Source organism: Cobetia sp. MMG027 (assembly GCF_027947415.1).
Lineage (GTDB): Bacteria > Pseudomonadota > Gammaproteobacteria > Pseudomonadales > Halomonadaceae > Cobetia > Cobetia marina.
In genome coordinates this window covers 161,903-174,894 of sequence record NZ_JAQJIO010000006.1, presented here as the reverse complement: position 1 = coordinate 174,894, position 12,992 = coordinate 161,903, and the positions used below count along the sequence as shown (strand labels likewise).

10 protein-coding genes, 1 other RNA gene and 1 pseudogene are annotated in these 12,992 nt (G+C 63.5%); 7 read left to right on the top strand and 5 right to left on the bottom strand.

The window, feature by feature from the left end:
• Positions 1-67 precede the first annotated feature (67 nt).
• Positions 68-1,336 carry a NupC/NupG family nucleoside CNT transporter gene (locus tag PJK54_RS09995; RefSeq protein ID WP_077379699.1) on the top strand — a complete coding sequence of 423 codons (1,269 nt, stop codon included), beginning with the start codon at positions 68-70 and terminating at the stop codon, positions 1,334-1,336.
• A 279-nt stretch (positions 1,337-1,615) separates the two neighbouring features.
• Complete coding sequence (locus PJK54_RS09990) at positions 1,616-2,470, top strand: outer membrane protein OmpK (protein WP_077379697.1); 855 nt, start codon at positions 1,616-1,618, stop codon at positions 2,468-2,470.
• Positions 2,471-2,589: 119 nt separating this feature from the next.
• Here the strand turns inward: PJK54_RS09990 and PJK54_RS09985 are convergent, their stop codons facing one another.
• Positions 2,590-3,291, bottom strand: coding sequence for a DUF3157 family protein (locus tag PJK54_RS09985; protein WP_271302741.1), 702 nt, complete (start codon positions 3,289-3,291; stop codon positions 2,590-2,592).
• Positions 3,292-3,304: 13 nt separating this feature from the next.
• A complete protein-coding gene (rpiA, locus tag PJK54_RS09980) occupies positions 3,305-3,976 on the bottom strand; it encodes a ribose-5-phosphate isomerase RpiA (protein ID WP_271302740.1) in 672 nt (223 codons plus the stop codon).
• 256 nt (positions 3,977-4,232) lie between these two features.
• Between rpiA and ilvA the strand changes: the two are divergent.
• Positions 4,233-5,768 (top strand): annotated as a pseudogene (gene ilvA, locus PJK54_RS09975) (threonine ammonia-lyase, biosynthetic); the annotation flags it as partial.
• 681 nt (positions 5,769-6,449) lie between these two features.
• Here the strand turns inward: ilvA and PJK54_RS09970 are convergent.
• The 3 genes from PJK54_RS09970 to PJK54_RS09960 form a co-directional block, all read right to left on the bottom strand.
• Positions 6,450-7,178, bottom strand: a complete 729-nt coding sequence (locus PJK54_RS09970) for a 5-formyltetrahydrofolate cyclo-ligase (RefSeq protein WP_136939481.1) — start codon at positions 7,176-7,178, stop codon at positions 6,450-6,452.
• Between the two features lie 22 nt (positions 7,179-7,200).
• Positions 7,201-7,383: non-coding RNA, 6S RNA (ssrS, locus tag PJK54_RS09965), on the bottom strand.
• An 88-nt stretch (positions 7,384-7,471) separates the two neighbouring features.
• Positions 7,472-7,834 carry a cell division protein ZapA gene (locus PJK54_RS09960; RefSeq protein ID WP_077379686.1) on the bottom strand — a complete coding sequence of 121 codons (363 nt, stop codon included), beginning with the start codon at positions 7,832-7,834 and terminating at the stop codon, positions 7,472-7,474.
• A 259-nt stretch (positions 7,835-8,093) separates the two neighbouring features.
• Between PJK54_RS09960 and PJK54_RS09955 the strand changes: the two genes are divergently transcribed.
• From PJK54_RS09955 to PJK54_RS09940, 4 genes are all read left to right on the top strand, one after another.
• The gene (locus PJK54_RS09955; RefSeq protein ID WP_271302739.1) at positions 8,094-8,735 is read left to right on the top strand and encodes a UPF0149 family protein; all 642 of its coding nucleotides are present in this window, start codon (positions 8,094-8,096) and stop codon (positions 8,733-8,735) included.
• Positions 8,736-8,887: 152 nt separating this feature from the next.
• Positions 8,888-10,231: a Xaa-Pro aminopeptidase gene (gene pepP / locus PJK54_RS09950; RefSeq protein ID WP_442870676.1), complete on the top strand. Its 1,344-nt coding sequence runs from the start codon at positions 8,888-8,890 to the stop codon at positions 10,229-10,231.
• Between the two features lie 4 nt (positions 10,232-10,235).
• Entirely contained in the window at positions 10,236-11,483 is a 1,248-nt protein-coding gene (ubiH, locus tag PJK54_RS09945; protein WP_271302738.1) for a 2-octaprenyl-6-methoxyphenyl hydroxylase, read from the top strand.
• Positions 11,484-11,640: 157 nt separating this feature from the next.
• Positions 11,641-12,969 carry a UbiH/UbiF/VisC/COQ6 family ubiquinone biosynthesis hydroxylase gene (locus PJK54_RS09940; RefSeq protein ID WP_271302737.1) on the top strand — a complete coding sequence of 443 codons (1,329 nt, stop codon included), beginning with the start codon at positions 11,641-11,643 and terminating at the stop codon, positions 12,967-12,969.
• The last annotated feature ends 23 nt before the right edge of the window (positions 12,970-12,992 follow it).

The following is a 12,992-nucleotide window of genomic DNA, read 5'->3' as shown; positions in this document are numbered from 1 at the left end:
GAATCGCGGCGACATCGCGCACAAGCGCATTCCATAACAAGCACAAGAACACATCAGGACCTTCCCAATGAATCCCCTCATGAGTCTGGTCGGGATGGCATCGCTCATCCTCATCGCCGTGGCGTTGTCATCGAATCGACGCGCCATCCGCCTGCGCACCGTCGGGGGTGCCTTTGCCATCCAGTTGGCCATCGGTGCCTTCGTGCTCTACACCTCCTTCGGCCAGGGTGTGCTGGCCGGTGTCTCAGGCGCCGTCAGTCAGGTCGTCAATTATGCCGATCAAGGCATCAGCTTCCTGTTCGGCAGTCTGGCCAATCCGGGCAGCGGTGTCGGCTTCATCTTCGCCATCAAGGTGCTGCCGATCATCATCTTCTTCTCGTCGCTGATCGCGGTGCTCTACTACCTCGGCATCATGCAGTGGGTGATTCGCCTGCTGGGGGGCGGCCTGCAGCGCGTGCTGGGAACGTCGCGCACGGAATCCCTCTCCGCGACCGCCAACATCTTCGTCGGACAGACGGAGGCACCGCTGGTGGTCAAGCCCTATCTGGCCAGCATGACGCGTTCCGAGCTGTTCGCCGTGATGTGTGGTGGTCTGGCATCCGTCGCCGGCTCCGTACTGGGTGGCTACGCGGCGCTGGGCATCCCGATGGAGTATCTGGTGGCGGCGTCCTTCATGGCAGCGCCCGGCGGCTTGCTGTTCGCCAAGCTTCTGTTCCCGGAGACTGACAAGCCGGATGACTCGATCGCCGTGGCGGATGCCTCGCTCAAGGATGACGACGCACCGTCCAACGTGCTGGACGCTGCGGCATCCGGTGCGTCTTCCGGCCTGAAACTGGCCGCCAATGTCGGCGCGATGCTGCTGGCCTTCATCGCCTTGATCGGGCTGATCAACGGCATTCTCGGTGGTGTCGGCGGCTGGTTCGGCATGGACACCCTGAGTCTCGACATGATTCTCGGCTGGCTCTTCGCGCCGTTGGCCTTCCTGCTGGGCGTGCCATGGAGCGAGGCGACGCTGGCGGGGTCCTTCATCGGTCAGAAGCTGGTGGTGAACGAGTTCGTCGCCTACATCAATCTGGCGCCCTACCTGAGTGGCGACAGTCTCGTGGCTGCCACGGGTGCGGTGATGACGCCCTACACCATGGCCGTGCTGTCCTTCGCGCTGTGCGGCTTCGCCAACCTGTCGTCCATCGCCATTCTGCTCGGCGGGTTGGGCAGCCTGGCCCCGACGCGCCGGCATGAGATCGCCAGTCTGGGTCTCAAGGCGGTACTGGCCGGTACGCTTTCTAATTTGATGTCGGCGGCGATCGCCGGCTTCTTCCTGGCGCTGGCAGCCTGATCGGGATGTCGCCCATCTCACAGTGGATGGGCGATTCGAAGAGGTGTCGCCTTCGGTGTGTAAATGTTCACAAACCGGCCGTTGGTGACAGGGAAATCCGCCAAACGTCTCCCTATCGTTTTTGCGAGGAAGTGCTAACATCGCGCCCTTTGCAAATCCGGCGCAGCCCGACGACGAAGCGGGCGGCATGGGGCGACGCTGATGGCAGACGTCGTTCATGACGGGCAATAACCACAACAATTCAGAACAGTTGATTACTCAAGACAGGATCATTTCGCGATGACTATGCTCAAGACCGTCGCGGCCAGTGCACTGGCCGCCACTACCCTCCTGACGGCTGCCGCGCCAGCCCAGGCCACCGATTTCAATGGCGACATCCACGCCAATGACTACAAGTGGCTGACCTTCAATCTGATGCGCAGCGAGGACAACCGTCTGCCGTTTCGCAACAGTGAAGATACCTATCTGGAAATGGAATTCGGTGGCCGTTCGGGCATCGTCGATCTCTACGGCTATGTCGATTTCTTCGACATCTTCGATGACAGCTCGGATGACCTCAATGGCGGCGACAACTTCTTCGCCAAGCTGGCCCCGCGCTTCTCGCTGGACGCCATGACCGGTCACGACCTGTCCTTCGGCCCGGTGGACGAGCTTTACATCGCCACCGTCACCAACATCGGTGACAACGGCGCATTCGGCGGTCTGTGGGAGCACTATGTCGGTCTGGGCAGCGATGTGCAGGTGCCATGGTTCGGCAAGATGGGCTTCAACCTCTACGCCCGCTACGTGCGTGAGAACTACGGCGGTGAAGACGAGAGCAAGTGGGACGGCTACATGGCGTCCACCAACTGGTTCAAGCCGTTCGTCAACTTCGAGGACGGTAGCTTCATCGCCTATCAGGGCTATCTGGACTACAAGTTCGATGCCGATGAAGTGGGCAGCCAGGACGGTCGCAGCATCAACAGCATGGAGTGGTTCAACGGCATCTACTACCACACCCAGCGTTTCGCGGTGGGTTACGGCCTGAAGTACTACAACAACATGGCGTTCTTCACTGATGGCTCCACCGCCACCGGCGTGCGTCAGGACACCACCGGCTTCGGCAACTACTTCAGCATCAACTACAAGTTCTGATCACCGCTTCGCTCTCGATGAGCGACCGGCGCGCAAACAGAAACGGGAAGCCCTTCAGGGCTTCCCGTTTTTCGTCTGGCTGCTCTGGCGTCTGACACCTGGAAGCTGACATATGGTGATCAGCGGAACTCGACCTCGCTGACTTCCACGCGCACCAGCTGGCGGGACCAGCTGCCGTCCGGCAGGGCGATGCGCACGCTGCGTCCCTCACGGGTCTGGCCGGGGCGCAGGTAGGTCTCGGGCAGCCGATACTCGCCGACCCACAGCGGCGCCTCGCGCGTCGCCAGCAGACGGCCATCGTCGCCATAAAGACGCAGTCTTGCCCGGGTGGCGATGACGTTCTGCCCGGCGGTGTTCTGGATCTCGAAGCGCAGCACGGCGTCGCCATCGTCGATGTCCACGGCGGTCAGTCGTGCGACGACCCCATCACGATGTCCCTCGCTCAGCAGCGTCGGATTGGCCAGTGCGCTGGCATTGAGGCGTGCCTGGGCCGGAGCCGGGGCAGAGACGTTGGCGCGGGCCGGCACTGGTTGCCCTGCATCGCCAGCGGCAGGCGTATTCGCGGGTACCACCGGCAGGGCGGACGAGGTGGGTATCGTCGCGCTGCCGAGCGTCGAGCGTGGGCTCTGCTCGTCGGAGACTTCCAGCAGATACTCCCAGCTATGGTCCGGCTTGAGCAGCACCTTGACGCCACTATCCAGCGTGATGGTCGTCGGAGAGCTGATCGGCAGGCTGTCTGCCATCAGCACCGGGCTGAGCAGGGCAGCGGCCAGAAGCGACAGGCCTTGGGTGCCAAGGTGGCGCGTGATCTTCCATGTCATCAGGCGAGCCTCCTCAGGCAGTGATGCGCTCGACACCTGTCTCGCGACCGACCAGCAGTACATCGGCGCCACGGGCGGCGAACAGACCATTGGTGACGACGCCGACGATGGCATTGATGCGGGCTTCCATGGCGATCGGGTCTTCGATCAGGAAGTTGTAGCAATCGAGGATGCGGTTGCCGTTGTCCGTCAGAACGCCTTCACGATAGACCGGGTCCGCGCCCAGCTTGACCAGTTCGCGCGCGACGTAGGAACGTGCCATCGGAATGACTTCCACCGGCAGCGGGAAGCCACCGAGGATGTCGACCTGCTTCGAGCCATCGGCGATGCACACGAAACGCTCAGCGCAGGCTGCGACGATCTTCTCGCGGGTCAGCGCCGCACCACCGCCCTTGATCATCGCCAGACGCGGATCGATCTCGTCGGCACCATCCACGTACACCGGCACGGTGCCCACATGGTTGAGCTCGTAGACGTCGATGCCGTGGCCCTTGAGGCGCTGGGCAGTGGCTTCGGAGCTGGCGACGGCGCCGGCAAAGTCGTGGCGAACCTCCGCCAGAGCATCGATGAACAGGTTGGCGGTGGAGCCGGTGCCGACGCCGATGATGGTGTCGCGGTTCAGCAGCGGGCGGATCTCATCAAGGGCAGCGCGGGCCACGGCTTGCTTCAGCTCATCCTGGGTCATGTCATACCTCGGGTCGGTGGGGCAGGGGTGGAGAGTGGCGGTCATCGCGTCGGCAAGGGTGCCTGGCGCGTATCCCGACGTGTCTGTGCCTCATGCTGCTGCACGGCAACCAGATGCGCAGACAGGAAGCGAGTCGGGCGACGCAACGCGAGAAAACGCCACATTATAACGGCAAACGTCGCGATGGCGCTGGACGCTCTCGCCGGCGGTCTGATAACAATGGGGGTTCGGTCGCACCCATGCGGCCCGCGCTGCGACACATCAGGACATTCCTATAATGCTCGAACACTACGTCAAGAAAATCCTGTCGGCTCGTGTCTATGAAGCCGCCCATGAAACCCCGCTCTCGTCAGCCCCGATGCTGTCACGTCGTTTCAGCAACCAGATCTTCATCAAGCGGGAAGACCTGCAGCCCGTCTACTCCTTCAAGATTCGCGGCGCCTACAACAAGATGGCGCAGCTGAGCGATGAGCAGAAGGCCTGTGGCGTGATTGCCGCCTCGGCGGGCAACCATGCCCAGGGGCTGGCGATGGCAGCCAAGCTGATGGGCGTGAAGGCCGTCATCGTCATGCCGCGCATCACGCCGGAGATCAAGGTGCAGGCGGTGCGTGAACGCGGCGCACGCGTGGTGCTCAAGGGCGATGCCTTTCCCGAGGCGCTCGCACATGCCCAGGCATTGATGCAAGAGCATGGCTACACCTTCATTCCGCCCTTCGATGACCCGGACGTGATCGCCGGGCAGGGGACGGTGGGCATGGAGATCCTGCGTCAGCACCCGGGCAAGATCGATGCGATCTTCGTGCCGGTGGGCGGCGGTGGCCTGATTGCCGGTGTCGCGGCCTACGTGAAGTATCTGCGCCCGGACATTCGTGTCATCGGTGTCGAGGCTGAGGATGCGGCCTGCCTCAAGGCGGCCATGGAGGCCGGCGAGCGTGTGGTGCTGGACCAGGTCGGCGTGTTCGCCGAGGGGGTGGCCGTGGCGCAGATCGGCGAGGCGCCGTTCGAGATCATCCGCCATACCGTCGATGAAGTGATCACTGTCAATACCGATGAGATGTGCGCGGCAGTCAAGGATATCTTCGAGGACACGCGCGCCGTGTCAGAGACCAGCGGCGCTCTGTCGCTGGCGGGCCTCAAGAAGTACATCCAGCAGACTGGCGCGGAAGGACAGACGCTGGTCTGCATCAACTCCGGGGCCAATACCAACTTCGATCGCCTGCAGCATATCGCCGAGCGCACCGAGCTCGGCGAGCAGCGGGAAGCCATTCTGGCGGTCACCTTGCCGGAGCGCCCCGGGGCCTACAAGCAGTTCTGCAAGGTGATCGGCAAGCGCATGGTCACCGAGTTCAACTACCGCTATGCCAATCCGGAGGAGGCGCACGTCTTCGTCGGTGTCCAGGTCAAGCCGGGCGGGGTAGACCGCGCAGCGGTGGTCGAGAAGCTGCGTGAGGCGGGCTACGCGGTGGAGGATCTCACCGACAACGAGCTGGCCAAGCTGCACACGCGTCATCTGGTCGGGGGGCGCACCAGCAGCGACCTCGAGGAGGAGGTCTATCGCTTCGAGTTCCCGGAACGTCCTGGTGCCCTGATGAACTTCCTGACCCATCTGCCTGCGGACTGGAACATCTCGCTGTTCCACTATCGCAATCACGGCGCGTCCCATGGGCGAGTCCTGATCGGCATGCAGGTGCCCAATGGGGATCGCGCCGAGGTCGAGAAGTATTTCGCGGAGATCGGCTATCGCTTCTGGAAGGAAAGCGACAATCCGGCCTATCGCCTTTTCCTGTCATGATGTCGGCCATGCCTCGCCTGCCTGGATGAGGTCGCTCTGAATCAAGTGGGCATCAGGCGGATGGCATTCATGATTGGCAGTATGAAAAAGCCCCTGTTCTCGTCTGAGAGCAGGGGCTTTTCTCGTCATGATGGTGAATGGCATGACTGATGACTTGTACTCAGGTGGGGCGTCAGAGATATCGAACGTTGTTTTCCCTCCAGGCCTTGCCAGCCCTCGCCTGCAGCGCGAAATGCAAGCGTGGAAAAACGTTCATTCATACGGCTGCATGGTGATTGTCATACGCAGGTCAGATGCCTATCATCGTGGGCACTGTCAGGAAGACAGTCATCGACAACCGTCACGCGAAAGCCACTGACGATATAAGAAGAAGCCCGCTCTCATGAAACGCAAGCCCGATCTGGTCATGGCCCTGGTATTCATTTTCGGGATTGGTGTCGTCGCCACCGGCTACGCCCAGACCGTCATGGGTTCCTGAATCGTGCACTGCCGCCTTCGGGCGGCAGTGGCGTTTTCAGAGGGAGAGTCGTTCTCGCGCTCTGCCTTTCTGCCCCCCTGCCCCCCTTTCCCTCCCGCGCTTCTCCTTGATCTCCAGGCACGTCTGCTCCCCCTCAAGTCCGAGCACGCCCGCGACATGCTGGCGCCGTTGACCGCCCGTGCGTGACTGCCCCTGCGTGAGCATCATGACGATGCGTTCCCATGCCTGCGGCCTGGGCGCACGATCTCGCGATCACTGACGATGGCATCCAGCGGTATGTCCCAGGCTTGTACCGGCAAGGCCGGCACCTTCTGACAGTGATGGGCGAGGCCGATCAACCTCGGTCTTGGCCCGGCGCGACGGGTGAAGGCGAAGCTGCGGTCATAGAAACCGCCCCCCATGCCGATCCGTGCGCCAGCCTCATCGAACCCCACCAGCGGCATCAGCACGATATCCAATGCCCAGGCCGGCAGGCGTCGGCCCTTGTGGGCTCCGAAGCGCGTGTCAGGTTCGGCGATGCCGAAGCGATTGCTCACCAGTGGGGTATGGTCGTCGTAGCGGACGAACCAGAGTGAGTTGACCGCGAAGGGTCGCAGGACCGGTAGATAGACGCGTGCTCCCCGACGTTGCAGCCATCGGCACAGACGGGTGGCGTCGATCTCGCCATCATTGGGCAGGTACAGGGCGATGTCCCGGGCACGCAGCAGTTCCGGCAGACGCTTCAGTCGTCGCAACAGGGCCTGCTCGGCATTACGGCGCTCGGGGGCCGTCAACTGGCGTCGCCGTTGGCGTAGCAAGCGTCTCAGGGCGCGGCGATCCGCAGTGGGGTGATCAAGCTCGCTGGACAATGGCCAGAGCGTGACATCACGTGAAAGCGAGGGAGGCGAATAGTGATTCGCGAGGGCGGCGCGAGCCGCAGGGGGTTTGAGCATGCCTGACATTCTCCGTCAGACAGGGTTCTCCAAGGTGCCGGTGTTACCGGGGGCCCTTGAACCCAGCGGTTCAAGGTGGGTAGTCCCGCGCAGCGCATCAGGCTTTCCGACGCACGGACATGCACACAGCACTGCGCAGTGGACTCCCTGGGAATAGCTTATAAGCTCGAGGGACATCGGCAACTGTCGTACACCCCAGAGAACTCCTTCAGTCTACCAAACCCCGTCTGCCGGCCCAAGGCTTAATCCTGTCGGGAACAGACTGTTGCTGAAATTTATCAGTTGTTTGATTCTCAAGCGTTTTTTGCTTCGTCAGCACGCGCCTTCGCACGTTGGACAGACTCGGCTGGTACCTGCTTGAGGGCCGCATCCAGCTGACGATCCAGCGCCGTGAGGCGTGTCTCGAAATCCTGCTGCATGGCGCGTTCGCTGTCGCGGCTGTTGATCAGTTCGTGAGAGATGTTGAGCGCGGCCATCAGGGCGACCTTGTCGGCACTGATGGTATTGCCACGTTGCTGGATGCCTTGCATGGCGAGATCCAGGTAGGCCGCCGCACGGGTCAAGCCATCTTCCTCGCCGGGTTGGCAGCTGACGGTATAGCTGCGGCCGAGCAGGCTGATCTCGGTGGTATTGCGGGGAGTCGTGGAGTCGCTCATGTCAGTCCTCTCGGGCCATGTCCGGCGTCGTCCTGATTGACGGCGGCGTCCTTGACTGGGCGTCACCTCGCAGTGAGGACGGCAAGCCAGAAGGAGGGCCAGTGCGGTAAGATGGGGGCATTCTCGAGCCACTATAGAGAGCCGCTTCTGGAGGGTCAACGCGCTGCGCAGTGCGGCTGTCACCCAGCATGGCGCTCAGGGTTCGAGCGGTAATCGTCGATTGCCGATGCCTTTCTCACCGACTCAATGGACCCGCACCATGGCCATCATCAACGATATCTTCGACTTCTCTCTCGTCGCGGACCAGTTCCTGGTTCACGGCAGCCTGAACAACCCTTCCTTCCTTGATGGACAGCTGGTCGCTGCCCTGGCGATGGATGACATCAGCGCGGAAGACTGGTTGAGCCGCGTCTGTGCCGCATTGGGAGTGGAACAACCGGCCACCCGTGAAGCGGGCGAGGTGTTCCTCAGCTGGCGCACGCGCAACCAGGAGCGCCTGGCGGCCAGCGAGATGAGCTTCGAGCCGCTGTTGCCGGACGACATGTTCTCCCTGGCCGAGCGTGGCCAGAGCCTGCGTGAGTGGACGCTGGGCTTCCAGGAAGAGCTGGCAGGCGTCGATGGCGAGGTGCGCAAGGGCTGGAGCCAGGCGTTGCGTGATGCGCTGAGCGATGTCGAGGCCATCTCGAGCGGTCTGGCCAACGCCGAGGACCTGGATGACGACAATGCCGAGGACGAGGCGGATCTGTTCGCGCTGGCCGACCACGTGCGCATGGCGGCCCTGCTGCTGTATACCGAGCAGCACCCGGGCAACCCGGACGTCGAGAAGCCCAGTGACGATCAGTTGCCGGAAGGCGGACTTGAAGGCAGTCTCGGGGTCAGCTCGCGCAACGACACTCACTGAGTGAGGCAGATTGCCGCTCGCAATACCCGGCGGCCGACCCCATTTCGGGAAGGATTGTCCCTTCGGGAGCCTCGTCCTTTCCCGCCACATTCTGATTCGTGTCGGGCAGGCCATGACATGCCTGCCCGACACGGACCCCGACGGAGAACGCCATGATCGTCCCTGAAATCCTGCCTGCGCCGGCGGCGCTGACTGCTGATGACTTCTCGGCGCGTCGCCAGCGTCTGATGACGCAGCTGCCTCGTGATGCCGCGGTACTGGTGTTGTCGTCCGGCCTGGCGCAGCGCAACCGTGACAGTGAGTTCACCTTCCGTCAGAACAGTGACTTTCATTACCTGACCGGCTGGCCGGAACCGGAAGCGGCATTGTTGCTGTTGCCGGGGCGCGCGGAAGGCGAGAGCGTACTGTTCTGTCAGGAAAAGGATCCGCTGGCGGAAGCCTGGACCGGTATCCGCATCGGTGCCGAAGGGGCCGTGACGCAGGCGGGGTTCGACCAGGCTTTCACCAATGATCAGCGTGAGGATGTCATGGCCGGTCTGCTGGATGGCCGTGGGCGTCTCTTCGTGCTGTTCGAGGACGGCGAGGCTCTGGCGCTGGCGCAATCGCTGCGCGAGGAGCTGGCCGCGGCCGTGCGTCGTGGTGCCCGCCCGCCGGTCGCCTTTGAAGACCTCGCCCCGCTGTTGCATGAGCAGCGCCTGATCAAGGATGAGCGTGAGCTGGCGCTGATGCGTCACGCGGCGGAGATTTCCGCTCGCGCCCACATCCGTGCCATGCGGGCCAGCCGCCCCGGGCTGCACGAGTATCATCTGCAGGCCGAGATCGAGCATGAATTCCAGTGGCAGGGCGCCCCGGCACCCGCGTATACCAGCATCGTCGGTGGTGGCGTGAACGCCTGCGTGCTCCATTACATCGAGAACCGTGCTCCGCTGATCGATGGCGAGCTGGTGCTGATCGATGCTGGCGCGGAGTACGCACTCTATGCCGGCGACATCACCCGTACCTTCCCCGTCAATGGCCACTTCAGCGAGCCCCAGAAGCGTCTCTACGAGATCGTGCTCAAGGCCCAGGAACGTGCAGTGGCCGCCGTGGTGCCGGGAGCGACGTTGGTGGGCATTCACCAACAGGTGGTGCATGACCTGACCGCCGGCCTCGTCGAACTGGGCCTGCTGCAAGGTGAAGTGGAGGCGTTGATCGCCGATGAGGCCTATCGCCGCTTCTATCTGCACTCCACCTCGCACTGGCTGGGACTGGATGTGCACGATGTCGGCAGTTACCGCGAGAACGGTGAGCCGCGTCCGTTGCTGCCCGGCATGGTGCTGACGGTCGAGCCGGGGCTTTATGTGCCGGACGCCAGTGACATTCCAGCCGAGTATCGGGGGATCGGGATTCGCATCGAGGACGATGTGGTGGTCACCGCGGACGGGCACGAAGTGCTGAGCGCCACGGTTCCCAAATCCGTCGAGGCCATCGAGGCACTGATGCGCGAAGGAGCCTGACATCATGAGTGAGCCAGCGGCAGCATCCCCGGTAACGTCTGCGCCGGAGCGATTCGATGTCGTCATCATCGGTGGTGGCCTGGTGGGCGCGAGCCTGGCCTGTGCCCTTGCACCCTTGATGAACGGGCAGCAGGAGGATGGGCTGCGCGTGGCGGTGGTCGAGGCCAATCCCTTGCCTCCCGCGGAGGATACCGGGCGTTTCCAGCCCAGTTTCGATGCGCGAGCCAGTGCCATCGCTGCCGGTTCACGCCAGCGCTTCATCGCCTTCGGGCTGTGGGAGGCGATGCGTGAGCACGCCACGCCGATTCGTACCATCCATGTCAGCGAGCGCGGCCATCTCGGGGCCACACGCATGCGGGCCGAGGAACTGGGGGTTCCCGCGCTGGGGCATGTGATCCCCAATGCCTGGATGGGGCGCGTGCTCCATCGGCGTCTGGCGGAACTGCCGCTGACCTGGTACTGCCCGGCACGCGTGGCACAGATCAGCGTCAGCGCGCAGGGGCACCGCCTGTTGCTGGAGGATGGTCGCCTGATCGAGGCGGGACTGACCGTATTGGCAGATGGCGGGCGCTCGGGGCTCAAGGAGCGTCTCGGCATCCATAGCGAGACGCATGCCTACGAACAACAGGCGCTGATCGCCACCGTCGAGATGAGCCAGCCCCACGCGGGGGTGGCCTATGAGCGTTTCACCAGCGAAGGACCGATGGCGCTGCTGCCGCTGGGTGGCCGTCGAATGGAGTTGATCTGGACACGTTCTCCCGGCGAGACGGCTGCGCTGATGGACATGCCGGAGCCCGAGTTTCTCAAGGCGCTTCAGGCTGCCTTCGGCGAGCGGGCCGGCCGTTTCCGGCGGGTCGGGCAGCGCCATGCCTATCCCTTGTCGTTGATACGTGCCAGCGAGGGGACACGTCCCGGACTTGCGGTGCTCGGCAATGCCGCTCACTCGCTGCATCCGGTGGCAGGGCAGGGCTTCAATCTGGCGCTGCGTGGCGTGACGGATCTGGTGGCCGCCATCGCGGCGGGACAGGCACGTGGTGATGCCGCTGGCGATGTCAGCGTGCTGAGTGATTTCGAGTCGCGGCGCGGTGCGGACCGCGACAATGTCGTGCTGTTCAGTGATGGCTTGATCCGCCTGTTCGGCGTCGAGAGTCGTTGGCTGGGGCATGCTCGGGCGGCAGGGCTGATCGGCCTGAATCTGGTGTCACCGCTCAAGCGCCTGCTGGCAAGGCGCTCGATGGGCATTGAGCGCTAGGCGTAGCGAGTACTTGCCAACGGGCCAAGCGATGTCGTGTATTGCACCTCAGGATTGCGCCACAGGGTGGTGTCGATGAGTGACCAAATCGCCGCCGGATTCACGAGACTCTCGCCAGGAGAGCGACGCGCGACAGGCGTCATACAAGGGAGCAGGCATGAACGAGCATCGGAGATTGGATGCACCGCATGAGGTGGATGTCGCCATCGTGGGCGCCGGTATCGTCGGCGCCACGCTGGCGCTGCTGTTGGGGCAGGGCGGCCTGCGCGTCCTTCTGATCGAGGGTCGCGAGGGCATCGTCGACTGGCAGCCGGCGCTGGCACCGGAGCCGCGTGTCAGTGCGCTGACGCCGGTTTCGCGTCAATTGCTCAGCGGCCTGGGGGTCTGGAAGGACATCGCACAGAGTCGTCTGATGCCCTATACCGGCATGCAGGTCTGGGATGCCGAAGGCAATGGCGAGATAGGCTTCAGTGCCGAGCAAAGCGGCGTGTCGGAGCTTGGGCACATCGTCGAGAATCGGGTCACTCAGGCCGCGCTTGAGCAAGCGATTTCCCGGTGTCCCTCGATCACGCGCCGTTATGGTGTCCGGGTCAGCGGCCTGGGATTGCCCAGGACGGGGTCAGCTTCAGTGGTAAGTGCTTACCAACTTGAGGGGGCCGAGGCAGCAAGCCTGACACTGAGCGACGGTAGCAGCGTCGCGGCGGGGCTGGTGGTGGCGGCTGACGGGGCGCGTTCCCGTCTGCGCGAGCTGGCGGGCATCGAGACCCGTGAGCACGATACCGGCCAGGTGGCGTTGGTCACCACGGTGCGCACGGCGCATTCGCATCAGGGCGTCGCCCGCCAGCGCTTTCTGCCCACCGGGCCGCTGGCCTTCCTGCCGCTGGCGGTCAATTCCGCCCTGGCACATCCCGAGGGCGAGGCATCCGGCGCCCAGCGCCATTGCTCCATCGTCTGGTCCACCACTCCGCAGGAAGCCGAGCGCCTGCTGGCATTGCCCGAGACGGACTTCTGTCATGAGCTCGAAGCAGCCTTCGAGGGAAAGCTCGGCACGGTGGAATACAGTGCCGAACGCTTCAGCTTCCCGTTGCATCAACGCCATGCGCAGGAGTATGTGCTGCCGGGGCTGGCGCTGGTGGGGGATGCCGCGCATGCCATTCACCCGCTGGCGGGGCAGGGGGTCAATCTTGGCCTGATGGATGTCGCCGTGCTGGCGGAAGAGCTGCTGGCCGGGCACCGCCGCGGCGTGGCACTGGGCGATGAGCGCTGGTTGAAGCGCTATCGTCGACGCCGGCGCAGCGACAATGCCGTGATGCTGAAGATGATGGATGGCTTCCGCCTGCTGTTCGGCAGCCGAAAGCCAGGGGTACGCCTGGTGCGTAACCTGGGACTTGGCTGGGTGGATGGCAGCGTCGAGCTCAAGCGCCTGCTGATGCGCCAGGCGATGGGGGAGCGTGGGGAGTTGCCGGAGAGCTGCCGACCACGGTGACAGTGAGCGCTCACCTCTGACGT

What these genes read in the sequence shown, in the direction of transcription:
- PJK54_RS09995 (WP_077379699.1), top strand. Translation starts at nt 68, where the DNA reads ATGAATCCCCTCATGAGTCTGGTCGGGATGGCATCGCTCATCCTCATC.
- PJK54_RS09960 (WP_077379686.1), bottom strand. Translation starts at nt 7,834, where the DNA reads ATGAGCGACTCCACGACTCCCCGCAATACCACCGAGATCAGCCTGCTC.
- pepP (WP_442870676.1), top strand. Translation starts at nt 8,888, where the DNA reads ATGATCGTCCCTGAAATCCTGCCTGCGCCGGCGGCGCTGACTGCTGAT.
- PJK54_RS09970 (WP_136939481.1), bottom strand. Translation starts at nt 7,178, where the DNA reads ATGCTCAAACCCCCTGCGGCTCGCGCCGCCCTCGCGAATCACTATTCG.
- PJK54_RS09955 (WP_271302739.1), top strand. Translation starts at nt 8,094, where the DNA reads ATGGCCATCATCAACGATATCTTCGACTTCTCTCTCGTCGCGGACCAG.
- rpiA (WP_271302740.1), bottom strand. Translation starts at nt 3,976, where the DNA reads ATGACCCAGGATGAGCTGAAGCAAGCCGTGGCCCGCGCTGCCCTTGAT.
- PJK54_RS09940 (WP_271302737.1), top strand. Translation starts at nt 11,641, where the DNA reads ATGAACGAGCATCGGAGATTGGATGCACCGCATGAGGTGGATGTCGCC.
- ubiH (WP_271302738.1), top strand. Translation starts at nt 10,236, where the DNA reads ATGAGTGAGCCAGCGGCAGCATCCCCGGTAACGTCTGCGCCGGAGCGA.
- PJK54_RS09990 (WP_077379697.1), top strand. Translation starts at nt 1,616, where the DNA reads ATGACTATGCTCAAGACCGTCGCGGCCAGTGCACTGGCCGCCACTACC.
- PJK54_RS09985 (WP_271302741.1), bottom strand. Translation starts at nt 3,291, where the DNA reads ATGACATGGAAGATCACGCGCCACCTTGGCACCCAAGGCCTGTCGCTT.